Below are 24,180 nucleotides of genomic sequence, written 5' to 3'. Positions count from 1 at the left end.
CGCGAGAAAAGAGCAGTTCCGGATAACGCGGAAACATGCCATGTTTTAGGCGTCGCGCCGCTCGTGTCGCCGGGTTCCGGCCGGGTCCGCGGCAGAACACAGATTCTTCAAGTCGAGGCTTATCACATGCGCAAGTTCGCGATCGCTTCCCTGCTCGTAGCGGGTATGGCTCTTTCCGGTTCCCTGCTGGCGCAGACCGCAGCCCCGCAGCCTGCAGCCCCGCAGGCTGCGCCCGCAGCGGCCAAGCCGGCTTCGGCCACACCTGCCGCCGCGCCGGCGCACCATCACAAGAAGAGCAAGACCGACAACAACGGCCAGCCCAAGCCGAAGGGCAGCAAGTCCCCCAAGCGCACGGCTAAGTCCACGCTGCCGCAGACCGAAGCCAGCCACTGAGTTCCGGTCAAAGAAAAGCCCCGGCGCGTCAGCGTCGGGGCTTTTTTCTTGCGCGCATGCCAGGTCGTTTCAGGGCTTGAGTGAGGCGATGCACTTCAGTTCGATGGCGATCGGTGTCGGCAGCGCCGTGATGCCCAGCGTGGTGCGGCACGCGTCGACACCGGCGAAATGCTCCGCGTAGAGCTTGTTGTAGGCCGGGAAATCGCCCGCCATGTCGGTAAGGAACACGGTGATGTCCACCAGGTCTTCCCAGCGTGCGCCGCTGGCTTCGAGCACAGCGCGCACGTTTGCGAACACTTGCCGGCATTGTGCTTCGATGTCGTAGCCGGCGAGTTTGCCTTCGCTGTCGTAGACATTCCCTGGAATGGCATTGCTGCCCGGTGCGCGCGGGCCCACGCCGGAAAGGAACAGCAGGTCGCCCACGCGGCGCGCGTGCGGGTAGGCGCCTACCGGCGCTGGCGCTTGATCCGTGTGGACGACGTTGCTCATCGGTTGAACTCGGGGATGGTTCCCAGGCGCTGGAGCGCGCGCTCGTAAGCGGGCCTCAGCTCGTCACGCGAACTCACGTGCATGCCCATGTCGTTCACATGGCCGTCGAACAGGCTGTAGCACCACGCGTGCACGGAGAGTTTCTGACCGCGCTCCCACGCGTCCATCACCATGGTGGTGTGGCAGACGTTGACGGCCTGTTCCATCGCATTGAGCTCGCACAGGCGGGCATTGCGCAGATTCATCAGGTCGATCGAGGTAAGCAGCTTCGAATGCTTCTGCGCCACATCGCCCACGTGCCGCAGCCAGTTGTCGACCAGGCCCATGCGGCGTTCGTCCAGCACCGCTTGCACGCCGCCGCATCCGTAGTGGCCGACTACCAGAATGTGCTCGACCTTGAGCACGTCGACGGCGAACTGAATGGTGCTGAGGCAGTTGAGATCGGTGTGCGACACGACGTTGGCGACGTTGCGCTGCACGAAGATCTCGCCCGGCGGCAGGTCCACGATCTGCGTGGCCGGCACGCGTGAGTCGGAGCAGCCGATCCACAGATATTTGGGGGCTTGCTGCTGAGCTAGACGTTCGAAGAATCGCGGGTCCTGTTCGACCATGGTGGCGGACCACACGCGATTGCTGTCGAGAAGATTTTGGAGGGGGTTTTTCACGGCAGCATTCTCAGTAGCGTATGCAAATATTCTTGGGCTCGGTGAAGAAGCGCAGCGCTTCCGCGCCGCCTTCGCGACCGAGGCCGGATTGCTTGGTGCCACCAAAGGGCGTGCGCAGATCGCGCAGCAGCCAGCAGTTGGTCCACACGATGCCAAAATCCAATTGGGCGCCGAAACGATGCGCGCGTGACAGGTCACGCGTCCATACCGATGCAGCGAGCCCGTAGCCGGTGCCATTGGCGATGGCGAGGGCTTCCGCTTCGTCCTCGAAGGGAATCAGGCTCACCACGGGTCCAAAGATCTCGTGCTGGTTGGTGGCGGCATCGCTGCCCAGGCCGTCGAAGACGGTGGGGGCGACAAACCAGCCACTAGCACAGCGCCCATCCACCGTGATGGCTTCGCCACCGCACAGAATGCGCCCGCCTTCTTCGCGTGCCGTGGCGATGCAGCCCATGACCTTGTCGAAGTGTTCGCGCGAGACGAGCGCACCGAGGTCACTGTTGTTTTCGTTCGGATCGCCGACGCGTAGTGCCTTGACGCGCGCAAGGTAGCGTTCGCGAAACGTTTCATAGATGGAGCGCTGCACCAGCAGGCGTGAACCGCACAGGCAGATCTCACCTTGGTTGGCAAAGCCTGATCGCACGATGGTGTCGAGATTGGTGTCGCTGAGGTCCGCGTCTTCGAACACGATAGCCGGATTCTTGCCGCCCAGTTCCAGCGATACCTTCTTGAACTGTGGTGCGGCGACGGCGGCGATCTGTGCACCGGTGCGCGTGCTTCCCGTGAACGACACCGCCTTTACCGCAGCGTGTTCGACGATGGCCTGCCCCACGCTGGGGCCGCGTCCCTGCACGATGTTGAACACACCGGGCGGGAAGCCTGCCTCGATGCTTAGCTCGCCGAGCAGTGCGGCTGTGCACGGTGTGATTTCCGATGGCTTTGAAACCACGGTGTTGCCGGCAGCCAGTGCAGGGGCGATCTTCCAGGTAAACAAATACAGCGGCAGATTCCACGGGCTGATGCAGCCAACCACGCCGAGTGGCTGGCGCAGCGTGTAATTGATCGCCCCGATTTCCATGGCATGCGATTCGCTGCTCCAGCCCATGATGGCGGCGGCGAAGAAGCGTAGATTGGAAACCGCACGGGGAATATCGAGATTGCGTGCCTGGACCAACGGCTTGCCGCTGTCGCGCGACTCCAGCGCGACGAATTCGTCCGTACGCGCCTCGACCAGATCGGCGAGTCGATACAAGAGACTGGCACGCTGCTCGGTCGGCGTCGCGGCCCAGCCGGGGGCGGCCCGCCGGGCAGCGGCCACGGCGTCGGCGACGTCATCAGAAGTGGAGTCGGGACAGTGTGCGAAGACCTGGCCGGTGGCCGGCTCGAACACGTCCAGCCAGCGATCGTTGCGTGGCGCCTGGAGGCGGCCGTCGATCAGATTGGCGAGGCGCAAGGTAGGCATCTGAGCAAGCTTAAGGCCTGGGGTCTTCAATTGCACCGGACGCGAGCGTATGCGGCGCGTGACGATGCGCAACGATGTCGTCAGCTCAGGGAGCGGGTCCTGCCGCCATCCACCGCAATACTCACGCCATTCACGTAGGCCGCAGCCGGCGTGCATAGGAAGGCGATCACAGCGGCCACTTCGGCGGCGTCGCCAAAACGACGGGCAGGTACCGTGGACAGCATGCCCAGCGCGATGTCTTCCTCACTGCGTCCGCTGCTGCGCGCCTGTGCGGTGAGCAGTCCATCCAGGCGCGCGGTGCGGGTGTAGCCGGGCAGTACGTTGTTGACGGTGATGCCATCGGCGGCCAGCTCGCCGGACAAGGTCTTGGCCCAGCTCGCCACGGCGGCGCGCACGGTGTTGGATACACCCAAGCCGGCAATCGGCTCCTTCACCGACGTAGAGATGACATTGACGATGCGGCCGTAACCACTGGCGCGCATGCCGGGGAGCAACCCTTGCACCAACGTCTGACCAGCCAGCAGGTGCTGGCGGAAAGCCGTCTCGAAGGCGTCGGCGGTGGCTGTGTGGGCAGGACCACCCGGCGGACCGCCCGTGTTGTTGATCAGGATCTCGACCGGATGGTCGGCCACGATGTCCGCCAGCGCGTCGCGCAGGTTGTCCGTCTGGGCCATGTCCACGGCAAACCATCGATGCTGCTGATCGTGCTTGCGGGGCAGGGCCTCCGCGACGGCTTTCAACGTATCCGCGGAACGCGAGAGAAGGGTGACGCTGGCGCCCAGTTCAGCCAGCTCGATGGCGCTGGCGCGGCCAATGCCCTGCGAGGCACCACATACCAGGGCGCGACGTCCGCTCAGATCCAGTTGCATCGATGTCTCCCCTTAGGAAAGTGCGATCAGCGCGCGGTGTACTGCACGGCAAGTGCGCCGAACCAGCACAGCCATGCGGCCCACGGACTGTAGCGCCAGACCTGGCGCCAGCGGGTAACGGAGCCGTCTTCCAGTGCGGGCAGTACGGGCGACCGCAGCGCCAACTGCAGGCGCATCCACGTGCGCAACGCGTTGGTGGGCTGGCCGTCGCTCTCGGCGATGATCTTCCACTCGTTCGGGTGCCGGCTGCGCAGCAGCGACGCAACGCGGTATTGCGCGCCGAAGTGCAGTACGAAACAGATGGCGCCGGCCAGGAGTAGCGAGAGATAAAGCTGAATCATGCCGTGCCTGTTGTTGGTGAAGGCCTGCGGATGCGAACTCAGCCTTTGGCTGAGTCGTTTGTCGCGGGCGAGGAATTCGTGTTGTTTGTGCTGCTGGGCGACGCTGCAGGCTTGGCTGCATTGCTCTTGTCACCGTCGCTGCCGATGCCGGGCAGGGGGATCGCATCACGCAGGGTGCTCAGCACACCGTTGCCCTGCTCAGGCTTGGCGCAGATGGCGTTGTTCTGGGCGTCCTGATAGGCCTTGTCCATCATGCCGATCCACACCGTACCGTCGGGCCCGTGCGGCACTTTGAACGTGCCGGCGGCTGCCATCTTCACCGGCGCCTCGGCCGAGAACGCGGCGGGTGACTGCTCCCAGTATGTATTGCCGGCCTGCTGTTTGGCTGAGCTGTACAACACCAGGTAACGCGCGCGATTGTCGGTGACATCCACGCTGCCGAAGGCACCCGTGGTGTCGTCCGTCCAGCCCATGTGCTCGCACAGGCTCAAGTCCTTGCTGTCGATCGGCTGGAAGGCGTCGTCCAGTAGCACAACGGTCGGCGCGAACAGATAGCTCGCGCGCAGCCAGCGGCCGTTCAATTCCGACTTCACGGCAACGCGGTAGGGCATCTGCGTTTCGCGAGGCAGGCTGAAGCTCAGGAAGTAGCTGCGGTCGCCATTGAGGTTGGCCACCATGCTGCCCGGACCCAGTTCGAACTTCTTCGGCCGCCACGGTAGCGAATCCTGGAAGGAGAAATCGGCAAAGGTGCTGCAGCAGGGGGTGGCCTGCTGCAGGGATTTCTTCGCCTGATCCAGGCCGGAATTGTTGTTCTCCGGCGGACGCAGGTTGGGCGGTACCAGCGCTTTCACGCTGCAGCCGCCCACCAGCATGGTGGACACGAGAAGGGCAGTGGCGACGATCAGTCGATAGCGCATAACTCAACCGTGGAAGATCAGAATTCAGCCGTCCCGGCCGCACGGGGATAGGGGATGGCATCGCGGATGTTGGACAGGCCACACACGTAGACCAGCAGGCGCTCGAAACCGAGGCCAAAGCCGGCGTGCGGCACGGTGCCGTAACGGCGCAGGTCACGGTACCAGCCATAAGTGGCGGGATCGAGTCCAAACTGGGTCATGCGGCGGTCGAGGTAGTCGAGGCGCTCTTCGCGCTGCGCGCCGCCGATGATCTCGCCAATGCCCGGCGCCAGCACGTCCATCGCGGCGACGGTTTTGCCGTCATCGTTCAGGCGCATGTAGAAGGCTTTGATCTGCTCGGGATAGTTCATCACTACCACCGGGCGGCCGATGTGCTTTTCGGCGAGATAGCGCTCGTGCTCGGTTTGCAGATCGATGCCCCAGGCCACCGGGAACTCGAATTTCTGGCCCGAGTTCTTGAGGATCTCGATGGCGTCGGTGTAGTCGATGCGTTCGAACGGTTTGGAGACAAAAGCTTCCAGACGGCTGATCGCGTCCGGCAACACGCGCTCAGCGAAGAACGCCATGTCATCCGCGCGCTCTTCCAGTACGGCCTTGAAGATAGCCTTCAGGAAGCCTTCGGCGCAGTCAGCGTTGTCGTTGAGGTTGGCGAAGGCGATCTCAGGCTCCACCATCCAGAACTCGGCGAGATGGCGGGCGGTGTTGGAGTTCTCCGCGCGGAAGGTCGGGCCAAAGGTGTACACCTTGCTCATCGCCAGGCAGTACGCCTCGAGGTTGAGCTGACCGGACACGGTGAGGAAGGCTTCGCGGCCGAAGAAATCCTTGCGGAAATCGATCTTGCCGTCCGGCATGCGGGGCAGGTTGGCCAAGTCCAGCGTGGACAGGCGGAACATGTCGCCCGCGCCTTCGGCATCGGACGTGGTGATGATCGGCGTGTTGATCCAGAAGAAGCCCTGCTCAGTAAGCCAGCGGTGGATCGCCGTCATCATGGTGTGGCGCACACGGGTCACTGCGCCGAACAGGTTGGTGCGCGGACGCAGGTGCGCCACTTCGCGCAGGAACTCCATGGTGTGCGGCTTGGGCTGAATCGGGTAGGTCAGCGGGTCGTCCACGAAGCCGGTGACTTCGACCGTATCGGCCTGGATCTCGAAGCGCTGTCCCTTGCCCTGTGACGGCACCAGCGTGCCCGTCACGATCAGGCCGGCACCGGTGGTCAGGTGCTTCACCTCGTTCTCGTAATTCGACACTTTGTCGGTGACGACCGCCTGGATCGGATCGAAGCAGGAGCCATCGGTCACATTCACGAAGGACAGGCCGCCCTTCGAATCGCGGATCGTGCGCACCCAACCGCGCACCGTGACGACACTGCCGGCTTCGATCGAACCGGAAAGAGCCTGCTTGACGCTAACCACCGCCATGGATTGAAACTCCTGCTGGGCGCCGCATATCGGACGCGTAAGTCGAATAGGGCTGACCGAATGGATTTCGCAAGGGTGGCATGACTTCCAGAAAGTGCCCAGGCTGTGGGGCGCGGCGCCGTTCAGGCTGGCTGCCTGCACAAGTCGCGCCCCACAGCCTGGGCGCTTTCTGGAAGTCACCCTTCGGGCCGTTTCTATTCGCCCCCAGCTCCGCGCTGCACCAGTTCGACAGGCAACCAGCCTGCCTTCTCTGGCGCAGCACGCATCTGCGGGCAAATAGAAACGGTGACACCCTTGCGAAATCCGTTCGGGCAGCCCGTGCATGATAATGTAGGTTCCGTTCAGCTAGCGACACCTAGCGTCCGTTTTCCGACCGCCGAAAGGCCTCAGTAGTTGCATCGCCCATGACCATCACCATTACTCCCGCCGCCAGCGAACGCATGCGTTCCTTCCTTGCCGGTACCCCCGGTGCCGCAGGTGTGCGCTTTGGCGTGAAGAAGACCGGCTGCTCAGGTTTTGGTTACGTGGTCGACCTGGCTCAGGATCTGGGCGAGGGCGACGAGATCATGAACGTGGACGGCGTGCCGCTGATCGTCGAGGGCAAAAGCCTGCCCCTGATCGATGGCACGGTGATCGATTTCCAGCGCCAGGGCCTGAACGCCGCCTTTGTCTTCCACAACCCCAACGCCACGGGCGAGTGTGGTTGCGGTGAGAGTTTCACCGTCGGCTGAGATTTGGCGCGAACGCGGCCGAGGCTGTCATCGACTTGCCCCAAACGGCTGAATTCCCTTACACTTCCGCTTCTGTCCATGCCTCAAAGGCGCGGATGGAACCTTGCCTCACCGCATAGGGCGGGAGGCTGCCAGGCCCGAAAAGGCCGCATCCACAAGGAGTTACCACACGATGTCCCTGCGACATTACGAAGTCGTGTTTCTGGTCCACCCTGACCAGAGCGAGCAGGTCCCGGCGATGATCGAGCGCTACAAGGCGCTGATCGAGACCGATGGCGGCAAGATCCACCGCTTGGAAGACTGGGGCCGCCGCCAGCTGGCGTATCCCATCGTGAACCTGGCCAAGGCTCACTACGTCATGCTCAACATTGAAGTGAGCCAGAACGCGCTGAACGAGCTCGAGTCGGGCTTCCGCTTCAACGACGCCGTGCTGCGCCACCTCGTGGTTCGCCGTGACGAAGCTGATACCGAGCAGTCCTTCATCCTGAAGTCCAAGGAAAAGGATGACGCCAAGTCCTCGCGTCGCCGCGATGACGACAGCGATGGTGACGAGCGTCCGGCTCGTCGTGACCGCGAAGAGCGCGACAACGATCGCGACAGCGACGACTGATCAGGAGCACAGACATGTCCAAGTTCTTCCGCCGCCGCAAGTTCTGCCGCTTCACGGCCGAAAAAGTCAAAGAGATCGATTACAAGGATCTCAACACCCTTCGCCAGTACGTGACCGAGAACGGCAAGATCGTTCCGTCGCGCATCACCGGCACCAAGGCTCGCTACCAGCGTCAGCTGGCGACCGCTATCAAGCGCGCCCGCTTCCTGGCTCTGCTGCCGTACACCGACAACCACGACGTCTAATTAAGTCGTGGCATGCGCCGGGTGGTGACATCCGGCGCATCGTCCAACTCTTCGGACAACCGTCCACGGCTGCGCCGGGCCCATCCGGTGCTAACGAAAAGGAACCACCATGGAACTGATTCTTCTAGAAAAAGTCCGCAACCTCGGCAACCTGGGCGACAAGGTCAAGGTCAAGCCGGGTTACGGTCGTAACTACCTCTTGCCGCAGGGCAAGGCCGTGCCGGTCAACGCCGCCAACCTCGAAGCTTTCGAGAAGCGCCGCGCCGAGTACGAAGCCAAGGCTGCCTCGCAGCTGTCCGGTGCCGAAGGCCGCAAGGCCAAGCTGGAAGGCGTCACGGTGACCATCGCCGCGAATGCCAGCCCGGAAGGCAAGCTGTACGGCTCGGTTGGCCCGCGCGAGATCTCGGAAGCCCTGCAGGCTGCCGGTCACGACGTGAACAAGGGTGAAGTGATCCAGGGCGAAGGCCCGATCCGCCACACCGGCGAGTTTGACGCCGTGGTCGCGCTGCACGCTGACGTGCAGACCCAGATCAAGGTGATCGTGGTCGGCGAAAAGTAAGCCGATCCATCGCTCGCAATACCCAGACGGGCGCCTCCGGGCGCCCGTCTGCTTTTCCGTCGTTCGTCCCAGGTTATCCACAACGAACCACAGGTTATCCACAGAGTTATTGTCTCGTCGCCTGAGAGGGTGCCGCGTATGCTCTGTGCTCACGTAACGCCGCCGGCAATGCAGCGCTCCGCTGCGAGGAATCGCGATGTCCTTCGTTTCCGATCGTTCCGATCGCCCTGAGCGCCGCGGTCGTTCTGAGCGCAAACCTCCGTCCAGCATCGATGCCCTGCGTGTACCACCCAACTCGATCGACGCGGAACAGGCTGTGCTGGGTGGCCTCATGCTGTCCCCGGATTCGATGGACAAGGTGGCCGACCGCCTGAGCGAGCAGGACTTCTACCGCAAGGATCATCGCCTGATCTGGCGCGCCATCACCGAGTTGGCCGCCAAGGGCATGCCGTGTGATGCGGTGACGCTCGGCGACTGGTTCGAGGCCAACGGCCTGGCCGAGATGGTGGGCGGTGCGTCGTATCTGATCGAGCTGGCCAACACCACTCCGAGCGCGGCGAACATTGCCGCCTACGCTGAAATCGTTCGCGAAAAATCCGTGCTGCGTCAGCTGATCGATGCGGGCGTCGGCATCACCGAGGACGGTTACCAGCCCGAAGGCAAGAGCGTGCAGGAAGTGCTTGAGCGCGCAGAGCAGGCGGTGTTCAAGATCGCCGAGTCGGGTGCGCGCGGCAAGAAAGACACCGTGTCCATGCGTGAGGCGGTGAAGGACGCCTTTCGCATCCTCTCTGAGCGCTTCGAGAACAAAGGGCAGCTCACCGGTGTTTCTACGGGCTTTTCTGATCTGGACGAGCTCACCTCAGGCCTGCAGCCCTCCGATCTGATCATCGTCGCGGCGCGACCCTCCATGGGTAAGACCGCGTTCTCGGTGAATATGGCCGAAGCCGTGGCAATGCGTGGCAAGAAGGCCGTGGCGATTTTCTCGATGGAAATGTCGGCTTCGCAGTTGGCGTTCCGAATGATTTCTTCGGTGGGCCGCATCCATGCGCAGCATCTGCGCAATGGCGACCTCGCCGAGGAAGACTGGCCGCGTGTCACTAACGCCATCGCGCTGTTGTCCGAAGCCAAGATCTTCATCGATGACACGCCGAGCTTGTCGCCGGTGGAATTGCGTTCGCGTTCGCGCCGACTGCATCGCGAACACGGTGGCCTCGGGCTTATCGTCATCGACTACCTGCAGCTAATGCAGGTGCCGGGCATGAATGAAAATCGCGCGACTGAAATCTCGGAAATCTCGCGCTCGTTGAAGGGTCTCGCCAAGGAGCTCAACTGCCCGGTGATTGCGCTGTCGCAGTTGAACCGCTCGCTGGAGCAGCGTGCCGATAAGCGCCCCATGATGTCCGACCTGCGCGAATCCGGCGCTATCGAGCAGGACGCGGACGTGATCATGTTCATCTACCGCGACGAGTACTACAACAAGGAATCGCCCGATAAGGGCCTCGCGGAAATCATTATCGGCAAGCAGCGTAACGGTCCGACTGACACGGTGAAGTTGACCTTCCTTGGCCACTACACCAAGTTCGAGAACTACGCGCCCGACTCGTTTGTCGGCGCCTTCGAATAAACGACGATGAATTATGTACAGGCGCCGTTCCGTTATAGGAACGGCGCCTGTACTGCATTGCGTCTATGCATGCTCTACACATGAATCCCGTGCGGCATTCACATGTCGCGGCGCAGCCTCGTAGCTGGTTCCCCACACGAGGCACGACACATGTCGCTGATTCTTCTGCTCATCATCGTGTTGCTCTTGCTCGGCGTACTGCCCACATGGCCATACAGCCGTGCATGGGGCTATGGCCCGAGCAGTGGCCTGGGCTTGATTGTGATCATCCTGATCGTGTTGTTGGTGCTGCGTGTCATCTGAGAGGTGCCGCCATGAGCCGAACCATCATTTCTACATCGCTGATTGCCGTTTGCCTGGCGCTGGCCGGCTGCGGCAGCAGTACCCGCGTCGTGCAGAACAATGACACCTGTGGCAAGCAGATGACGGACCTGCAGAACGCGCTGGCGTCCGGTGCCATGACCCAGCACGAATACGACAAGGCGCGCCGGGTCGCGATTGAGCGCTGCGATTCCCACGACAACCGTTGAGTGGGTGCGGCTACCGGTGAGGGTAGCCGTTGCCCGGGGAATGCCACGGTGGCGCCCCGTGAGTGCCGGACCGGAACGTTAGGTTGGGCGCGTCGGGCCGGGTCGTCCCGGACAAGGCTGGTAAGCTTCCCGCCTTGTCCGAGGTTATCCGGCCTATTTTTCCGCCCATTTTCATCGCGTCCAAAGGGCGCCAGGCACGCATGAGCCGTACTACCGTCGCCACGATCCACCTGGGCGCCTTGCGCCACAATCTTGCGCGCATCAAGCAGATGGCGGCGCCAGCCAAAGTCATGGCTGTGGTCAAGGCCGACGCCTATGGGCATGGCCTTGAACGTGTGGCGCGCGCCTTGGATGGTGCTGCTGATGCCTTCGCTGTCGCGGCGCTGGGCGATGGCTTGCGGTTGCGTGCGGCGGGGCATCGCCAGCGGATCGTCGTGTTGTCGGGGCCTGATCAGGCGAGCGATATCGCTGAAATGCAGCGACTGAATCTGGACGCTGCTATTCATCATGAAGAACAACTGCACTGGCTGAAGGAAGCTTCGCCGTCGCGCGGTCCCTTGCGTGTGTGGTTGAAGGTGGACAGCGGTATGCATCGACTGGGCTTCGCGCCCGAGGCCGTGGCTTTTGTCCATGCGCAGCTGGCATCGATGCCAGGCATCGATCCCGAGATCGGCCTGCTGACGCATTTCGCTGAATCCGAAGTGTTCGACGGCGCGGAGACGCCCGCGCAGATCGCGCGTTTCGCCGAGGCGACACGTGGCTTGCAAGGGCCGCGCTCGCTCTCCAATTCCGCGGCGGTGTTGGGCTGGGCCGATGCGCGCGGCGATTGGGTGCGCACGGGTGGTTTGCTGTATGGCTTGTCGGTGGTTGACGGCAAAACCGGAGCCGATTTCGGCTTCCGTCCGGCGATGACGTTGAGCACGCGGCTGATCGCCATCAACCGCATTGGCAAGGGCGAACGCATTGGCTACAACGGCACCTGGACCTGCCCCGAAGACATGGCGGTGGGTGTGGCGGCCGTGGGCTATGGCGACGGTTATCCACGCAGCGCGGTCGCCGGTACGCCTGTGCTGGTGGGCGATCGACAGGTGCCGTTGATCGGCCGCGTGTCGATGGATCTGATCACGCTGGACTTGCGTGGTGCTCCGGATGCCAAGGTCGGTGATCGCGTGACGTTGTGGGGGCCGGAGTTGCCTGTCGAAATCATCGCGACGCAGGCTGGCACGATCTCCTACGACCTGACGTGTGGCATGACAAAACGCGTGTTGTTCGTCGAAGACGAAGGCTGAGCGTGCCGGGAGGTTCAGTCCCGCGTTTTTCCCGAGGTCGACTTTATCCGCGTCTCGCCGATTGCGATGGCGCCCCGTTAAGCTTGGACGTCTTCACGATGTACCCAGGAAAATGACGCATGGCCAAAGCCAAGACCGCCTATGTCTGCACCGATTGCGGAGCAGAGCACTCCAAGTGGCAGGGCCAGTGCGTGGACTGCGGCGTGTGGAACACCCTGAGCGAGATTGTGGTGCAGCCGGCAGTGAAATCGGCGGGTGCGGCGCGCAGCACCGCCGGCTATGCCGGTGCCGCCGCCGGCTCGCCCAAGGTGACCCCGCTGACGGCGGTGGCGCTCAATGCGGAAGTACGCACGCTCACCGGGATCGGCGAGTTGGACCGCGTACTGGGCGGCGGCCTCGTCGACGGCTCGGTGGTGCTGATCGGTGGCGACCCAGGCATTGGCAAATCGACGTTGCTGCTGCAGATGCTTGGCACGCTGGGATCTCGGGTGCCCAGCGTCTATGTGACCGGCGAAGAGTCGCTGGCGCAGGTCGCCTCGCGCGCGCAGCGCCTGGATCTGCCACTGGCGCCGTTGCACGCGCTGGCTGAAACCTGCATCGAGCGCATCATCGAGCAGGCACTGAGTAATCGTCCGCGTGTTTTGGTGATCGACTCCATCCAGACCATCTGGACCGAGTTGCTGACCGCCGCGCCGGGATCGGTGAGTCAGGTGCGCGAGTCCGCGGCCAAGCTAACCCGTTTCGCCAAGGAAACCGGCACGTCCGTTTTCCTCGTGGGACACGTGACCAAGGAGGGCGGCATCGCCGGTCCGCGCGTACTGGAGCACATGGTGGACGCGGTGCTGTACTTCGAAGGCGAATCAGGCAGCCGCTTCCGCGTGCTGCGTGCCTTCAAGAATCGCTTCGGTGCGGTAAATGAGCTGGGCGTGTTCGCTATGTCGGAGAAGGGGCTGCGCGAGGTGCCCAACCCGTCGGCGATCTTCCTGTCCGCGCACAGTGGGCCGACGCCCGGCAGTGCGGTGATGGTGACGCGCGAAGGTACGCGACCGCTGCTGGTCGAGGTGCAGGCGCTGGTGGATCAGTCCTCGTTGGGCAATCCGCGTCGTGTTGCGCTCGGCCTTGAACAGAATCGCCTCGCCATGCTGCTGGCCGTGCTGCATCGGCATGGTGGTGTGGCGGCCTACGACCAGGATGTGTTCGTCAATGTGGTTGGTGGTATCCGCGTGCAGGAAACGGCCGCGGATCTTCCGGTGCTGCTGGCCGTGCTCTCCTCGCTGCGTGATCGCCCGTTGCCGGAGAAAACCATCGCTTTCGGTGAAGTGGGTTTGTCTGGAGAAATTCGCCCGGTCCCCAATGGTGAGGAGCGCCTGAAAGAAGCGGCGCACCATGGGTTCCAAAGAGCCATCGTGCCCAAGGCGAATGCACCGAAAAAGGCAAAGGTGGGGGAGATGGAGATCGTCGCGGTGGAGCGGCTCTCTCAGGCGATCGATGCCTGCCGCTGAACGGTGATGAAGCAGCGTGTGGGAGTGGCACACGTGTTGTCCGCGGGGAATGGTTAGTCTGCGCTTCCCCAGGTCGATCAGGCAGGACGCTGTATGTACCGCAGGCGGAAGCGAGGGATGATGCGAGGATGGGTTGCCGTATTGGGCGCGCTTGTCGCCAGTGCGGTGCTGGCCCAGGATGCGACCAAGCCCAATGAGGAGGTGACCGGCAAAGGTGGTCACTTTCTTCATTACAGTTCCACGCAGACCAATGTGGAGCTTGGCGAAAAGGATCAACAGACCCTGCAACGGGTGCGCGATCATCGTTACAGCGCGCGCCTTGATCCGGTGCTGGATGCCGCGGTGCAAACCTTGCGCGAGCAGGGCTACGAAACGACCATGGTCGATCGCGAGTTCCATCTGGTCGAGGCGCGGCATAACGAAGTGCTGGTGAGTCAAGGCCGTGAGGTTTTGCGTGGCGTTTTGAAGGCAAAGGTGCCCTTGCCCAGCAAGCCGGATCACCAGACTACCGAGGCACTGATCTTGTTGGAGCCCGCGCCCGACGGCCAGGGCGTATTTGCCAGGACGCGCTTTCGCCGCACCGTGTGGGACAGCAATGGCGATTCCCGCACCAGCGTGCTGAGCGACGCAGCGATCTACGACCAGTTCTACGGGGCGTTGGCTACCCACCTGTCGCGCTGAGCTGCGACTTGCGCCGTTATTCCGGCGGCAGCGCCTGGAAAGCCGACAATTGCTCCGCGCGGAGCGAAAGCGCGCGGAGCGCAGGGTAGTCGCGCTGGCCTAACGTGTCGCGTGCGACGAGTTGGGTAAAGCGCCAAGCGACGGCCGTGCTGAGGTCCGCCTGGCTGAAATGGTCGCCGACCAGCCAATCGCCATGAGCGGCAGCGTGGAGCTCGAGCATGTCGTAGGCGGCGCGCAGTTGGCCTTCGACGCGGGCCAGCCAGTCGCTGTCGCGACGTTCCGGCACGCGCTTGTGCTCGTACACGATCTGCACGGATTTTTCGCTGGCGGTCAGTGCCATGCCGATCAGACGCCATGCCTGCAGGCGCTCGGTCGGCGCCACGGGCATCAGGCTGGGCGCGGTGCGCACGGACTCGGCCCATTCGATGATCAGCGAGGAATCGACCAGTAGCTCGCCGTCGTCACCAACCAGCGTCGGCGCCTTCACCAGAGGGTTGATCTGCTCGAACTCGTCGAAGTTGCGAAACACCGATAGTGAGCGGTGCTGGAACGGGATGCCTAGCATGCGCAGCGAAATCGCGGCGCGACGCACATAGGGCGAATCGAGCATGCCGATCAGTTCCACGCGGATCTCCGTCAAGAATGGAAGATGACCGTTTTCGCACCGTTGAGCAGCACGCGGTCGTCGAGGTAAAGGCGCAACGTACGCGCAAGCACGCGGCGTTCGATGTCGCGCCCAATGCGGATCAAATCGTCCGGCGTGTCGGCGTGCGTCACACGCTCGATGTCCTGCTCGATGATCGGGCCTTCGTCCAGTTCGGCGGTCACGAAGTGGGCGGTGGCGCCGATCAGTTTCACGCCGCGGCGGTGCGCCTGATGATACGGGCGCGCACCCTTGAAGCCCGGCAGGAAGGAGTGATGGATATTGATGCAGCGACCGGTCAGCTTGCGGGCCAGGTCGTTCGACAGGACCTGCATGTAGCGCGCCAGCACAACCAGATCCGTGTCTGATTGCTCAATCAGCTGCCACAGTGCTGCTTCCTGTCCGTCTCGGCTGTCGCGGTTCACCGGCAGGTGGTGGAACGGGATGTCGTCGAGATCAAGGTGGCGATACGTGTCGCGCGGATGATTGGCGACGACGCCGGCGATATCCATCGGCAATTCGCCGATGCGCCAGCGATAGAGGATGTCCGACAGGCAATGGTCGAACTTCGATACCAGCAGCATCACGCGTCGACGCTGGGCGCGGTCACGCAATGCCCATTGCATGGAAAACTGCTTCGCGAAACCTTCGAAGCCAGAAGACAGCGCATCGAGGTTGCGCTCTGCATCCTCGAACACCAGGCGCATGAAGAACCGGCCCGTCTCCGCATCGCCAAACTGCTGCGCCTCGATGATGTTGCCACCCTGAGCGGCAAGGTGGTTTGACACTGCTGCCACGATGCCAGCGCGATCAGGACAGGAAAGTGTCAGGACGAACTGGCTGGGCGTACTCATGGGTTGCTCATGGCGTGCGATGGAGGATCAGCTCCAGCACCGCCTTGGTGCCGAAGAAGGCCAACAGCAGCACGCCCATGCCGATCAGTGTGAGGTTCACCGCACTGCGACCGCGCCAGCCGTGGCGCCAGCGGCCGTAGAGCAGGGTGCCGAACACCAGCCACGCGATGATGGATAACACCGTCTTGTGGATCAGGTGTTGGCCGAACAGGTTGTCCACGAACAGGATGCCGGTGAGCAGGGTCAGCGTGAGCAACAGGAAACCCGTGCCGATCAGACGGAACATCAGGGTTTCGGTCAGCGTCAGCGGCGGTAGGGCGCGCAACCAGGGGCCGAACTGGCGATGGCGCAGCGCGCGCTCCTGCACCGCCAGCAGGATGGCCAGCACGGCGGCAATGGACAGCACGCTGAAGGCAAACAACGCCACGATCACATGCAGCTTGATCTGCCACTCCAGTGGCAGCGGCGCGGTTATCGGCGCAGCGAACGTATCCAATGCGAGCAGCAGCGCGGTCAGCGGGAACACGATGACGCCAAGCGCTGCGACCGGCCGCCAGATGTTCACCACTAGCGTCAGTGCGGACACCACGCAGGCCACCAGCGAGAGTGCGGAAAAGAAATGCAGGTCCAGCGAGCCACGATGCATGCTCAGCAGGGTGCCGGCGTGAATTACTACCGCACCACCCGCCAGTAGTAGTGCAGAGCGATTCAGCGGCTGCCCGCCACTCAACAGCGGCCGGGCCAGTGCCGTCGCTGCGGTGAGGTAAAGCACGATGGCGAGCAGAGCGAAGAAGACGATGGCGGCCATAGCGGACGAGTGTGGCATAGGGCCGGAAGTGGCGGGAGGGGTACGGCGTCGCGGCGGCGGATGCGGCACGATGGGTGCCCGGGCTCGCCATTTTGCGGGCTCCGCCGAGGGCCCCGAGACCCGGCCCCCAAGCCCGGCTATAATCGATCTCTTTCCGCCTACCGGCACTATCCATGTTCGAGTCCCTCAGCCAACGCCTCTCCGCCACCGTCAACCGCCTGCGCGGCCGCGGTCGCCTGACCGAGGAAAACATCCGCGAAGCGCTGCGCGAAGTGCGCATTGCCCTGCTGGAGGCCGACGTGGCCTTGCCGGTGGTGCAGGCGCTGGTTGAGCGCGTGAAGGTACGCGCAGTGGGTCAGGAAGTGCTCAAGAGCCTGTCGCCGGGCCAGGCGCTGGTGAAGGTGGTCAGCGACGAGCTGACGGCCGTGATGGGCACCGCCAATACTGAGCTCAATCTGGCGCAGCAGCCGCCCGCCGTCGTGCTGATGGCGGGCCTGCAGGGTGCCGGTAAGACGACGACGGTCGCCAAACTTGCGCGCTTCCTCACCGAGCGCAAAAAGAAGAAGGTGATGGTGGTGAGCTGCGACGTGTACCGTCCGGCCGCTATCGAGCAGTTGCGCACGTTGGCAGAGCAGGTGGGTGTGAAGTTCTTCCCGTCGGAAGCGGGGCAGAACCCAGTCGACATCGCCAAGAACGCCATGGCTGCCGCGCGCCGCGAAGTGATCGACGTGCTGCTGGTCGATACCGCCGGTCGCCTGCATGTGGACGAGGCGATGATGGCGGAGATCAAGGCGCTACACGCTGCGATCACGCCGGTCGAAACGCTGTTTGTTGTCGACTCCATGACCGGCCAGGACGCGGCCAATACCGCCAAGGCCTTTGCCGAAGCCCTGCCACTCACCGGTGTGGTGCTCACCAAGACTGACGGTGATGCGCGCGGCGGTGCGGCGCTCTCGGTGCGTTACGTCACGGGCCGCCCGATCAAGTTCCTCGGCGCGGGCGAAAAGACCGATGCGCTGGAGCCGTTCCATCCGGATCGTGTGGCGCAGCGCATCCTCGGCATGGGCGACGTGCTGTCGCTGGTCGAGGAAGTGGAGCGCAAGGTCGATCAAGAGAAGGCGCAGAAGCTCGCAGAGAAGGTCATCAAGGGTAAGCGCTTCGATCTCAACGATATGCGCGACCAGCTCGAGCAAATGAACAACATGGGCGGCTTGGCTGGCCTCATGGACAAGCTGCCGGGCGTTTCCGCGCTGCCGGAAAACGTGAAATCCAAGGTCAACGACGGTGAGATCAAGCGCATGGTCGCGATCATCCAGTCGATGACCAAGAAGGAGCGTCGCCATCCGGACCTGCTCAACGGCTCGCGTCGCGCTCGCGTGGCGCGTGGTTCGGGCACTCAGCCGGCTGACGTCAATCGCCTGCTAAAGCAGTACATGCAGATGGAGAAGATGATGTCCAAACTCTCCAAGGGTGGTACCAAGGGCCTGCTACGCCAGATGCGCGGTGCCATGAAGGGCATGGGCGGCATGGGTGGAGGCTTCCCCCCCGATGCGCTGAGTCTGAACAGCCCGGCTGGGATTTCTGGCCGGATTTGCCCCTCAGCTCTTCCTTTTCCTCAGAATTCATTAAAATGCCGCGTTCACCGCGCACCGCTGCGTGCGTGCTGCCGGCATCCCGGCAACTCTGGAGCTTTTATTTATGGTCAAGATTCGTCTTTCGCGCGGCGGCGCCAAGGGCCGTCCGTTCTACCACATCGTTGTTACCGACCAGCGCAACAAGCGCGATGGCCGCAGCATCGAAAACGTGGGTTTCTACAATCCGGTGGCTTCGGGCAAGGACAAGCGCCTTGAGCTGAATGTTGCTCGCGTGCAGGAGTGGATTGGCAAGGGTGCGCAGCTGACCGATAAGGTCGCGTCCCTGGTCAAGGAAGCCGGCAAGCAGCAGGCTGCCTGAGTATGACGGCAGCCGGCCGGCGCGTCCTCGTCGGACGCATCGTCGGGCTGTACGGCGTGCAGGGCTGGCTCAAGATCGAATCTTGGACCGAGCCCCGCACGAAGATCTTCACCTACCAACCCTGGCTGCTCACGTCGGCGCCGGGTGTGGAGACGGAGATCACGGGAGTGAAGGGTCGTCCGCAGGGCAAAGGGCTTGTCGCTCAATTCCCTGATGTAAACGACCGCGACACCGCAGCAGCACTGATCGGGCAAGACATCTACGTCGCTCGTGAGCTGCTGCCACCTCCCGGCAAGGATGAGTATTACTGGGTCGATCTCGAGGGTCTTGAGGTCGTCACCACGGAAGGCGTGGCATTGGGTCGAGTCAGTCATCTGTTCGCGACCGGCGCCAACGACGTCGTGGTAGTGAAGGACGGCACGCGCGAGCGGCTAGTTCCTTTCATCCAGGGATCTTTCGTGCGTTCGGTGGACTTGTCCGGCGGGTGCATGGTGGTGGACTGGGATCCTGAATTCTGAGCGCGCCAAGCGCTACCAAACAGGTTTGAGGATCTATGCGCATTGATGTCGTCACGCTGTTTCCCGACTTCATGCGTCAGTGTGCTTCGGTTGGCGTAGTCGGTCGGGCGCAGCAGCGGGAACTCCTTCAGGTGGAAACCTGGAATCCCCGTGATTTCGCCACCGACAATTACCGTACTGTGGACGGCCGCACTTGCGGCGGCGGGCCTGGGATGGTGATGCTGATTCAGCCTTTACGTGGTGCCCTCAAGGCAGTGCGTGAGGCGGCACCGGAACCGGTGCATGTGGTTTACCTCAGCCCACAAGGTGCGAGGTTGACGCAGGGTAGGGTGGAGGCGCTGGCGAAACTGCCGCGCATCGCTTTGCTTTGTGGGCGTTACGAAGGTGTGGACGAGCGTTTGCTGGCGCACGAGGTCGACGAGGAGCTTTCCATCGGCGATTATGTGTTGTCCGGTGGTGAGTTGGGCGCGGCAGTGATCATCGATGCCGTGGGCCGCTTGCAGGACGGTGCGTTGAATGACGCGCAGTCGGCGCAGCAGGATTCGTTTTCGGACGGACTGCTGGATTGTCCGCACTATGCAAAACCGGTGCATGACGCACTCGGCGACGTACCGGATGTACTGCTTTCCGGTGACCACGCGGCTATCCGCCGCTGGCGCCTTAAGCAATCGCTGGGACGGACCTGGTTGCGACGTCCCGACCTTTTGGCGCAGCGCGCGTTGGATGCAGAATCCCGAGCGCTGTTGGATGAATTCCGCCGCGAGCATGCTCAGCAGACGCGGCACGACGATACGGCCCATTAAGGGCGCAGTAAACAGACAGGTGTTGCCATGAACAAGATCATCGAACAGTTCGAAGCCGAGCAGATCACCCGCCAGCTGCCGGAGTTCGGCCCTGGTGACACCGTGGTGGTCAACGTGAAGGTGAAGGAAGGTAACCGCGAGCGCGTACAGGCGTTCGAGGGTGTCGTCATCGCCAAGCGTAGCCGCGGCCTGCACTCGGCCTTCACCGTGCGCAAGATTTCGCACGGCACCGGCGTGGAGCGCGTGTTCCAGGCTCACAGCCCGGCCATCGACTCGCTGGAAGTGAAGCGTAAGGGTAAGGTCCGCGGCGCCAAGCTGTACTACCTGCGCAACCTGGAAGGCAAGGCTGCCCGCATCAAGGAAGACGTCGCTGCTGTCTCCGCAGCCAAGGCTGCCAAGAAGGCTGCTGCTGCCGAGTAATTCGGGCGTCTGCTTGTTGGTTTAAAGAGAACCCCGCGAAGCAATTCGCGGGGTTTTCATTTGTGGGGTTGTCTTGGCTTTTCTCCCTTTCCTCTTTGGGGAGGGGAAAGGGGTGAGGGGGCAATCTCAGCCCCACCCTGTGTCTCGTCATCCCGGCGAAGGCCGGGATCCAGACCCTCGGTATTTGCTTTGAGCGATACGGCGATCTGGCTCGCCTGCGGCGGGCTTTCGACCTCCTGCCGGAGGGCGAGTCACTTTTCTTCGCTTGCCCAAGAAAAGTGACTCGAGCGTCGGCAGACGATCGAAACGCCCGCTGCGTAAGCGGGCGGGTCGCGGTGACGCTCGAGGCGACAGCCAACCACTAACGCAACTGGATGACCAGCCATTCGGCTGTTGAAAAGCGCTTCCGGCCTCCGCAGGGATGACGGTTTCATCGAAACGGTGGGGCGGGCACCCACCCCTCACCCCAGCCCTCTCCCTGTAGGGGAGAGGGTGGAAACTGAGGCGATAGTGCGCTATGCGCTTGCCCGGCTCGGGCATACGTCGGGACAACGATTGCGCTGACAATGGAGAGGCAAGACCGCGCCTGGGCCATCAACCTTTGACAACGCGAACGATCACGCCAACCTCTGCGGCTCCTGCAGAAAATTACCCTGCACAAAGTCCACGCCACAGGCAAACAACAGCGACGTGCTCGCTGCATCCTCTACCCATTCGGCAATAGTCTGCTTCTTCAGCTCGCGCGCCTGGCGACAGATCTCGACCACCTTCTTCTGATTTTCGGCTTGCTGAGGCAGGTCGGCCATGTAGCTGCGGTCGATCTTCAGATAGTCCGCACTGATGTGGTTGAGCAATTGGAACGAGTTGAGCCCCGAGCCAAACTGTTCGAGCGCGAACTGTCCGCCAAGCTTCTGCCATGCTTGTACGAACTCCTGCGAGGGTCGCAGAGCCGTCACCACCTTGCTCTCGGTCATTTCCAGTACTAGCTGGCCATGCTTGAGTGCCGCTTGGCGGAGGCGCTCGCCCAGCCAGGGCAGTAGCTCCTTGTCCGCAAGCGAGCCGGCGGTGAGCTTGACGAAGAACGTCGTCGGCGAGCCCATGCGATCGCGGGCGCGCAGGTGTTCGATCGCTTGATTCAGCACCCATCGGTCGATGGCCGGGGTGAGGTTGTGTTTCTCGGCGATCGGCATGAAGAAGCCAGGGAGTACCTCGCCCTGTGGCCCATTGAGGCGCAACAGGATTTCGGAGAACTCACCCTCCGCATCCTGCAGGCTGATGGTCTGCTGGTGATAAAGGACGAAATCGTTCTGTGTAAGCGCCTGGTTGATGACGCGCAGCCAGTAACGCTCGCGCTCCTCGTCGGCCTTTTCGCGGGCGGCGGGATCGTGCAGATCGCTGCGATTGCCGCCCTGGCTCTGTGCATTGCGCAGTGCCTGGCTGGCCTGGTTGAGCAGAAGCTCAGTGTTGGCGTTGCGCTCGCCGAGCAGGCTGCCGCCGGTGCTCGCGGTGATGGTGATGGAGCGGGTGCCGAGGTCGAAGATGCCGCCAGCGATGGCCTGCTGCAGCCCCGTGATCCACTGCTTGATGCCTTCATCGTTGCGAGTGTGCAGCAGCACGCCCACCGTGTGCTCGGCCAGCAGGCCGGCGGTATCGTGGGCCGTGAGCTGGCTCTCCACGCGGTTGGCAAAAGCGGCCAGCAGTTCGTCCGCCTTGGCGAGACCAACGCCGGCTACGATGCTTTGCCAGTTATCCGGCTCGATCAGCAGCAGCGACTGCCCCTTGGTGCCCTGCGAGGCGGCGGCGACAGCCTCGTCGACGCATTCGAGCATGCGCGCGCGGTTGAACAGGCCGGTGACTGCATCACGCTGCAGCTGTTCGATCACGCTGGTGTCGACCTTCTGCCGGCGGAATACCACCTGCAGGCAGGGCTCGCCCTCGAACATGGCGTGCGCGAACTCCACGCTTGCCTTGAAGCTGGTGGCGTCGGCCCGGCGCGCCTGTAGCTCAAGCACCCCGGCGGGCTTCTCGCCCTTGGAGAGTCCCTTGAGCGTGCCCTTGAGTTCGTCGGCATCACTGGGGCTGATCATGTCCAGCAAGGGCAGGCCGAGCAGGTCGTCGAAATCCGTGTAGCCGAAAGTATCGAGATAGGCCTGGTTGGCGCGCACGTGCATGCCTTCGTGTACGTAGGCAATGGCGTCGGTGGAGGAGTCGAGCAACGCGTCGCAGCGTCGCTCCGACTCGCGCAGTGCAGCTTCCAGGCGACGCACCTGACGGCGCATGTTGAGCGCGTCGAATTCGCGCTGGATGACCGCCATCAGCTGTTTGGGCTGTGGCCGCAGTGCCACGCTACGCGCGCCGTTGACGAAAAGCTCGGTGATCGCTGCGTTGTCGACCTGGCTGACGAGCGCGATCAGCGAAAGGTCGCGGCCATGCGCATCAAGCATGCGCGACACTTCGCGCAGTTCGAGCGTGCCGACGGAAGGGTCGAAGAGGACGATGTCCGGGCCCAGTTCGTCGAGTGCCGCCGTGACCTGTTCGGCGCTGGTGGCGCGCCCGGGCCTTACGGCGATGCCGCTGTTGCGCAGCAGGCTAATGATCTGTTCCGCGTCTTCGACTGACTTCTCGATGAAAAGGATCTTGATGACCTGGTCAGTTTTCATGGGCTCGCCGAGCTATTCCGTTGTGCGCCGCTGCTTGCCTGAGATGACAGGAGGGCGGGCCGTCCGTGGGTTTTAGCGGATTCCGCCGGCCGCTGCCAGCAGAAATATTCCGGTAGTGACGTAACCCACAACTGTACTGTGGATCTGTTACACAGGTCTCTTCGAGGGTTCGCCGCCGACTTCGCGAACCAGCTTGGGTACCAGGTAACCCGGCAGTCGATGCCGGACCGCCTCAATGAGGGAGAGCGCGCGATCGTCGTCCACCTCGAAGTGTGCGGCACCCTGCACGCGATCGAGCTGGTGCAGGTAGTAGGGCAGCACGCCCGTGGCGAACAGGCGCTCGGACAGGGCGGCCAGCGTGTCGACATCATCATTGATGCCACGCAGGAGCACCGACTGATTGAGCAGGGTAGCACCGGCATCGCGCAGGCGGGCGCAGGCGGAATCCACCGCCGTGTCGAACTCGTTCGCGTGATTGGCGTGGAGTACCACCACTTTCTGCAGCGGAAGCTGAGCCAGCCACTGGCCGAAGGCCTCGTCAATACGTTCTGGCAGCACGACGGGCAGGCGTGTATGGATGCGCAGGCGGGTGACGTGCGGAATCTCGGTCAGTCCCTGCGTAAGCTCCGCCAGCTTGGATGTCGCCAGCGACAGTGGGTCGCCGCCGGAAAGGATCAGCTCACTGATCGAGCTGTCGTGACGCACGTGCTCAAGCGCCTTGCGCCACTGGCCGGCGGCGGCCATCTCGTCCCCGTAGGGAAAATGGCGGCGGAAGCAATAGCGGCAGTTGATCGCACAGCTGCCGCTGGCGATCAGCAGGGCGCGGCCCTCGTACTTGTGCAGCACGCCCTGGGCGGAGCGGGCCGCCATATCGCCCACGGCGTCGGTGCCGAAACCCGGGATCACGTCATGTTCCGCCAACTGGGGCAGAACTTGCAGGAGCAGGGGGTCACCGGGGTCACCTTGCCGCATGCGGGCCACGAAGCCCCGCGGCACGCGTACGGCGAAGCCGGCATCGTCCACGGGCAGGCGGTCGGCCAGATGCCCCAGGCCAACGAGGTCCAGCAGTTCGCGTGGGTCCGTCACGGCCTCGCGCCAGAGCGCGCGCCAGTCGGGTCCGGGCGGTGATAGGCGGGCGGCGCGGCTTGCGGTTATCATAGGAGGTCATGAATCGGGCCCGGAGGCCCGGTGAAAAC

General features: G+C 63.0%; 27 protein-coding genes and 1 pseudogene. 16 read left to right on the top strand and 12 right to left on the bottom strand.

Features of this window, described 5'->3' with window-relative positions:
- The first annotated feature begins 126 nt into the window (after positions 1-126).
- Positions 127-393, top strand: coding sequence for a hypothetical protein (locus DYST_RS08415; protein ID WP_239951273.1), 267 nt, complete (start codon positions 127-129; stop codon positions 391-393).
- Between the two features lie 69 nt (positions 394-462).
- On the opposite strand, the gene DYST_RS08410 is transcribed toward DYST_RS08415, so the two are convergent.
- The 7 genes from DYST_RS08410 to asnS form a co-directional block, all read right to left on the bottom strand.
- A complete protein-coding gene (locus DYST_RS08410) occupies positions 463-882 on the bottom strand; it encodes a RidA family protein (protein ID WP_239951272.1) in 420 nt (139 codons plus the stop codon).
- Positions 879-1,547 carry a carbonate dehydratase gene (gene can, locus DYST_RS08405; RefSeq protein WP_102302498.1) on the bottom strand — a complete coding sequence of 223 codons (669 nt, stop codon included), beginning with the start codon at positions 1,545-1,547 and terminating at the stop codon, positions 879-881. The genes DYST_RS08410 and can overlap by 4 nt, the downstream gene beginning before the upstream one ends.
- Positions 1,548-1,557: 10 nt before the next feature.
- On the bottom strand, positions 1,558-3,009 hold the full coding sequence (locus DYST_RS08400) for an aldehyde dehydrogenase (RefSeq protein WP_239951271.1): 1,452 nt from the start codon (positions 3,007-3,009) through the stop codon (positions 1,558-1,560).
- 80 nt (positions 3,010-3,089) lie between these two features.
- Positions 3,090-3,878 carry an SDR family oxidoreductase gene (locus tag DYST_RS08395; protein ID WP_239951269.1) on the bottom strand — a complete coding sequence of 263 codons (789 nt, stop codon included), beginning with the start codon at positions 3,876-3,878 and terminating at the stop codon, positions 3,090-3,092.
- Positions 3,879-3,904: 26 nt separating this feature from the next.
- Positions 3,905-4,219, bottom strand: a complete 315-nt coding sequence (locus tag DYST_RS08390) for a hypothetical protein (protein ID WP_102302496.1) — start codon at positions 4,217-4,219, stop codon at positions 3,905-3,907.
- A 38-nt stretch (positions 4,220-4,257) separates the two neighbouring features.
- Complete coding sequence (locus DYST_RS08385) at positions 4,258-5,136, bottom strand: MalM family protein (protein WP_239951268.1); 879 nt, start codon at positions 5,134-5,136, stop codon at positions 4,258-4,260.
- Positions 5,137-5,153: 17 nt separating this feature from the next.
- On the bottom strand, positions 5,154-6,554 hold the full coding sequence (gene asnS / locus DYST_RS08380) for an asparagine--tRNA ligase (protein ID WP_102302494.1): 1,401 nt from the start codon (positions 6,552-6,554) through the stop codon (positions 5,154-5,156).
- A 404-nt stretch (positions 6,555-6,958) separates the two neighbouring features.
- Here asnS and DYST_RS08375 point away from each other — a divergent pair, with 404 nt between their 5' ends.
- The 10 genes from DYST_RS08375 to DYST_RS08330 all read left to right on the top strand — a co-directional run bounded on the left by DYST_RS08375 (position 6,959) and on the right by DYST_RS08330 (position 14,325).
- A complete protein-coding gene (locus DYST_RS08375) occupies positions 6,959-7,285 on the top strand; it encodes a HesB/IscA family protein (protein WP_102302493.1) in 327 nt (108 codons plus the stop codon).
- A 172-nt stretch (positions 7,286-7,457) separates the two neighbouring features.
- Positions 7,458-7,895, top strand: coding sequence for a 30S ribosomal protein S6 (rpsF, locus tag DYST_RS08370; RefSeq protein WP_102302492.1), 438 nt, complete (start codon positions 7,458-7,460; stop codon positions 7,893-7,895).
- A gap of 14 nt (positions 7,896-7,909) precedes the next feature.
- Positions 7,910-8,140, top strand: coding sequence for a 30S ribosomal protein S18 (gene rpsR / locus DYST_RS08365; RefSeq protein ID WP_017462785.1), 231 nt, complete (start codon positions 7,910-7,912; stop codon positions 8,138-8,140).
- Between the two features lie 109 nt (positions 8,141-8,249).
- Positions 8,250-8,699: a 50S ribosomal protein L9 gene (gene rplI, locus DYST_RS08360; protein WP_102302491.1), complete on the top strand. Its 450-nt coding sequence runs from the start codon at positions 8,250-8,252 to the stop codon at positions 8,697-8,699.
- Positions 8,700-8,895: 196 nt separating this feature from the next.
- Positions 8,896-10,323 (top strand): replicative DNA helicase, encoded by a 1,428-nt coding sequence (locus DYST_RS08355; RefSeq protein WP_102302490.1) that lies wholly within the window; start codon positions 8,896-8,898, stop codon positions 10,321-10,323.
- 150 nt (positions 10,324-10,473) lie between these two features.
- The gene (locus DYST_RS08350; protein ID WP_239951265.1) at positions 10,474-10,626 is read left to right on the top strand and encodes a DUF3309 family protein; all 153 of its coding nucleotides are present in this window, start codon (positions 10,474-10,476) and stop codon (positions 10,624-10,626) included.
- Between the two features lie 11 nt (positions 10,627-10,637).
- Positions 10,638-10,853, top strand: coding sequence for a hypothetical protein (locus tag DYST_RS08345; protein ID WP_239951264.1), 216 nt, complete (start codon positions 10,638-10,640; stop codon positions 10,851-10,853).
- Positions 10,854-11,053: 200 nt separating this feature from the next.
- Positions 11,054-12,142, top strand: coding sequence for an alanine racemase (alr, locus tag DYST_RS08340; protein ID WP_102302608.1), 1,089 nt, complete (start codon positions 11,054-11,056; stop codon positions 12,140-12,142).
- 119 nt (positions 12,143-12,261) lie between these two features.
- Positions 12,262-13,644 (top strand): DNA repair protein RadA, encoded by a 1,383-nt coding sequence (radA, locus tag DYST_RS08335; protein ID WP_102302487.1) that lies wholly within the window; start codon positions 12,262-12,264, stop codon positions 13,642-13,644.
- A gap of 117 nt (positions 13,645-13,761) precedes the next feature.
- On the top strand, positions 13,762-14,325 hold the full coding sequence (locus DYST_RS08330; protein WP_239951262.1) for a hypothetical protein: 564 nt from the start codon (positions 13,762-13,764) through the stop codon (positions 14,323-14,325).
- Positions 14,326-14,341: 16 nt separating this feature from the next.
- On the opposite strand, the gene DYST_RS08325 is transcribed toward DYST_RS08330, so the two are convergent.
- The 3 genes from DYST_RS08325 to DYST_RS08315 are packed head-to-tail and all read right to left on the bottom strand — an operon-like array spanning position 14,342 to position 16,630.
- Positions 14,342-14,950: a glutathione S-transferase family protein gene (locus DYST_RS08325; protein ID WP_239951260.1), complete on the bottom strand. Its 609-nt coding sequence runs from the start codon at positions 14,948-14,950 to the stop codon at positions 14,342-14,344.
- Positions 14,951-14,961: 11 nt separating this feature from the next.
- Complete coding sequence (purU, locus tag DYST_RS08320) at positions 14,962-15,822, bottom strand: formyltetrahydrofolate deformylase (RefSeq protein ID WP_239951258.1); 861 nt, start codon at positions 15,820-15,822, stop codon at positions 14,962-14,964.
- A gap of 7 nt (positions 15,823-15,829) precedes the next feature.
- Positions 15,830-16,630 (bottom strand): cytochrome C assembly family protein, encoded by an 801-nt coding sequence (locus tag DYST_RS08315; protein ID WP_102302483.1) that lies wholly within the window; start codon positions 16,628-16,630, stop codon positions 15,830-15,832.
- A gap of 173 nt (positions 16,631-16,803) precedes the next feature.
- Here DYST_RS08315 and ffh point away from each other — a divergent pair.
- From ffh to rplS, 5 genes and pseudogenes are all read left to right on the top strand, one after another.
- Positions 16,804-18,177, top strand: a pseudogene (gene ffh, locus DYST_RS08310) (signal recognition particle protein); the annotation flags it as partial.
- A 151-nt stretch (positions 18,178-18,328) separates the two neighbouring features.
- Positions 18,329-18,583 carry a 30S ribosomal protein S16 gene (gene rpsP, locus DYST_RS08305; RefSeq protein WP_038616072.1) on the top strand — a complete coding sequence of 85 codons (255 nt, stop codon included), beginning with the start codon at positions 18,329-18,331 and terminating at the stop codon, positions 18,581-18,583.
- 2 nt (positions 18,584-18,585) lie between these two features.
- Complete coding sequence (gene rimM, locus DYST_RS08300; protein WP_239951256.1) at positions 18,586-19,101, top strand: ribosome maturation factor RimM; 516 nt, start codon at positions 18,586-18,588, stop codon at positions 19,099-19,101.
- A 35-nt stretch (positions 19,102-19,136) separates the two neighbouring features.
- Positions 19,137-19,904 (top strand): tRNA (guanosine(37)-N1)-methyltransferase TrmD, encoded by a 768-nt coding sequence (gene trmD / locus DYST_RS08295; protein WP_239951255.1) that lies wholly within the window; start codon positions 19,137-19,139, stop codon positions 19,902-19,904.
- Between the two features lie 27 nt (positions 19,905-19,931).
- Positions 19,932-20,324, top strand: coding sequence for a 50S ribosomal protein L19 (gene rplS, locus DYST_RS08290; protein WP_074552164.1), 393 nt, complete (start codon positions 19,932-19,934; stop codon positions 20,322-20,324).
- A gap of 617 nt (positions 20,325-20,941) precedes the next feature.
- On the opposite strand, the gene DYST_RS08285 is transcribed toward rplS, so the two are convergent.
- Both DYST_RS08285 and epmB read right to left on the bottom strand, forming a co-directional pair.
- Positions 20,942-22,984, bottom strand: a complete 2,043-nt coding sequence (locus tag DYST_RS08285; RefSeq protein WP_239951253.1) for an EAL domain-containing response regulator — start codon at positions 22,982-22,984, stop codon at positions 20,942-20,944.
- A gap of 147 nt (positions 22,985-23,131) precedes the next feature.
- A complete protein-coding gene (gene epmB / locus DYST_RS08280; protein WP_239951251.1) occupies positions 23,132-24,142 on the bottom strand; it encodes an EF-P beta-lysylation protein EpmB in 1,011 nt (336 codons plus the stop codon).
- Positions 24,143-24,180 lie beyond the last annotated feature (38 nt).

The organism is Dyella terrae (assembly GCF_022394535.1).
In the GTDB taxonomy this organism is placed as follows: domain Bacteria; phylum Pseudomonadota; class Gammaproteobacteria; order Xanthomonadales; family Rhodanobacteraceae; genus Dyella.
This window is presented reverse-complemented; position numbering and strand designations above follow the sequence as displayed.

Excerpts from the sequence above, each read along its gene's own strand:
- DYST_RS08415 (WP_239951273.1), top strand. The coding sequence starts at position 127 with ATGCGCAAGTTCGCGATCGCTTCCCTGCTCGTAGCGGGTATGGCTCTT.
- DYST_RS08410 (WP_239951272.1), bottom strand. The coding sequence starts at position 882 with ATGAGCAACGTCGTCCACACGGATCAAGCGCCAGCGCCGGTAGGCGCC.
- DYST_RS08400 (WP_239951271.1), bottom strand. The coding sequence starts at position 3,009 with ATGCCTACCTTGCGCCTCGCCAATCTGATCGACGGCCGCCTCCAGGCG.
- DYST_RS08395 (WP_239951269.1), bottom strand. The coding sequence starts at position 3,878 with ATGCAACTGGATCTGAGCGGACGTCGCGCCCTGGTATGTGGTGCCTCG.
- DYST_RS08390 (WP_102302496.1), bottom strand. The coding sequence starts at position 4,219 with ATGATTCAGCTTTATCTCTCGCTACTCCTGGCCGGCGCCATCTGTTTC.
- DYST_RS08385 (WP_239951268.1), bottom strand. The coding sequence starts at position 5,136 with ATGCGCTATCGACTGATCGTCGCCACTGCCCTTCTCGTGTCCACCATG.
- asnS (WP_102302494.1), bottom strand. The coding sequence starts at position 6,554 with ATGGCGGTGGTTAGCGTCAAGCAGGCTCTTTCCGGTTCGATCGAAGCC.
- DYST_RS08375 (WP_102302493.1), top strand. The coding sequence starts at position 6,959 with ATGACCATCACCATTACTCCCGCCGCCAGCGAACGCATGCGTTCCTTC.
- rpsF (WP_102302492.1), top strand. The coding sequence starts at position 7,458 with ATGTCCCTGCGACATTACGAAGTCGTGTTTCTGGTCCACCCTGACCAG.
- rpsR (WP_017462785.1), top strand. The coding sequence starts at position 7,910 with ATGTCCAAGTTCTTCCGCCGCCGCAAGTTCTGCCGCTTCACGGCCGAA.
- rplI (WP_102302491.1), top strand. The coding sequence starts at position 8,250 with ATGGAACTGATTCTTCTAGAAAAAGTCCGCAACCTCGGCAACCTGGGC.
- DYST_RS08355 (WP_102302490.1), top strand. The coding sequence starts at position 8,896 with ATGTCCTTCGTTTCCGATCGTTCCGATCGCCCTGAGCGCCGCGGTCGT.
- DYST_RS08350 (WP_239951265.1), top strand. The coding sequence starts at position 10,474 with ATGTCGCTGATTCTTCTGCTCATCATCGTGTTGCTCTTGCTCGGCGTA.
- DYST_RS08345 (WP_239951264.1), top strand. The coding sequence starts at position 10,638 with ATGAGCCGAACCATCATTTCTACATCGCTGATTGCCGTTTGCCTGGCG.
- alr (WP_102302608.1), top strand. The coding sequence starts at position 11,054 with ATGAGCCGTACTACCGTCGCCACGATCCACCTGGGCGCCTTGCGCCAC.
- radA (WP_102302487.1), top strand. The coding sequence starts at position 12,262 with ATGGCCAAAGCCAAGACCGCCTATGTCTGCACCGATTGCGGAGCAGAG.
- DYST_RS08330 (WP_239951262.1), top strand. The coding sequence starts at position 13,762 with ATGATGCGAGGATGGGTTGCCGTATTGGGCGCGCTTGTCGCCAGTGCG.
- purU (WP_239951258.1), bottom strand. The coding sequence starts at position 15,822 with ATGAGTACGCCCAGCCAGTTCGTCCTGACACTTTCCTGTCCTGATCGC.
- DYST_RS08315 (WP_102302483.1), bottom strand. The coding sequence starts at position 16,630 with ATGGCCGCCATCGTCTTCTTCGCTCTGCTCGCCATCGTGCTTTACCTC.
- rpsP (WP_038616072.1), top strand. The coding sequence starts at position 18,329 with ATGGTCAAGATTCGTCTTTCGCGCGGCGGCGCCAAGGGCCGTCCGTTC.
- rimM (WP_239951256.1), top strand. The coding sequence starts at position 18,586 with ATGACGGCAGCCGGCCGGCGCGTCCTCGTCGGACGCATCGTCGGGCTG.
- trmD (WP_239951255.1), top strand. The coding sequence starts at position 19,137 with ATGCGCATTGATGTCGTCACGCTGTTTCCCGACTTCATGCGTCAGTGT.
- rplS (WP_074552164.1), top strand. The coding sequence starts at position 19,932 with ATGAACAAGATCATCGAACAGTTCGAAGCCGAGCAGATCACCCGCCAG.
- DYST_RS08285 (WP_239951253.1), bottom strand. The coding sequence starts at position 22,984 with ATGAAAACTGACCAGGTCATCAAGATCCTTTTCATCGAGAAGTCAGTC.
- epmB (WP_239951251.1), bottom strand. The coding sequence starts at position 24,142 with ATGATAACCGCAAGCCGCGCCGCCCGCCTATCACCGCCCGGACCCGAC.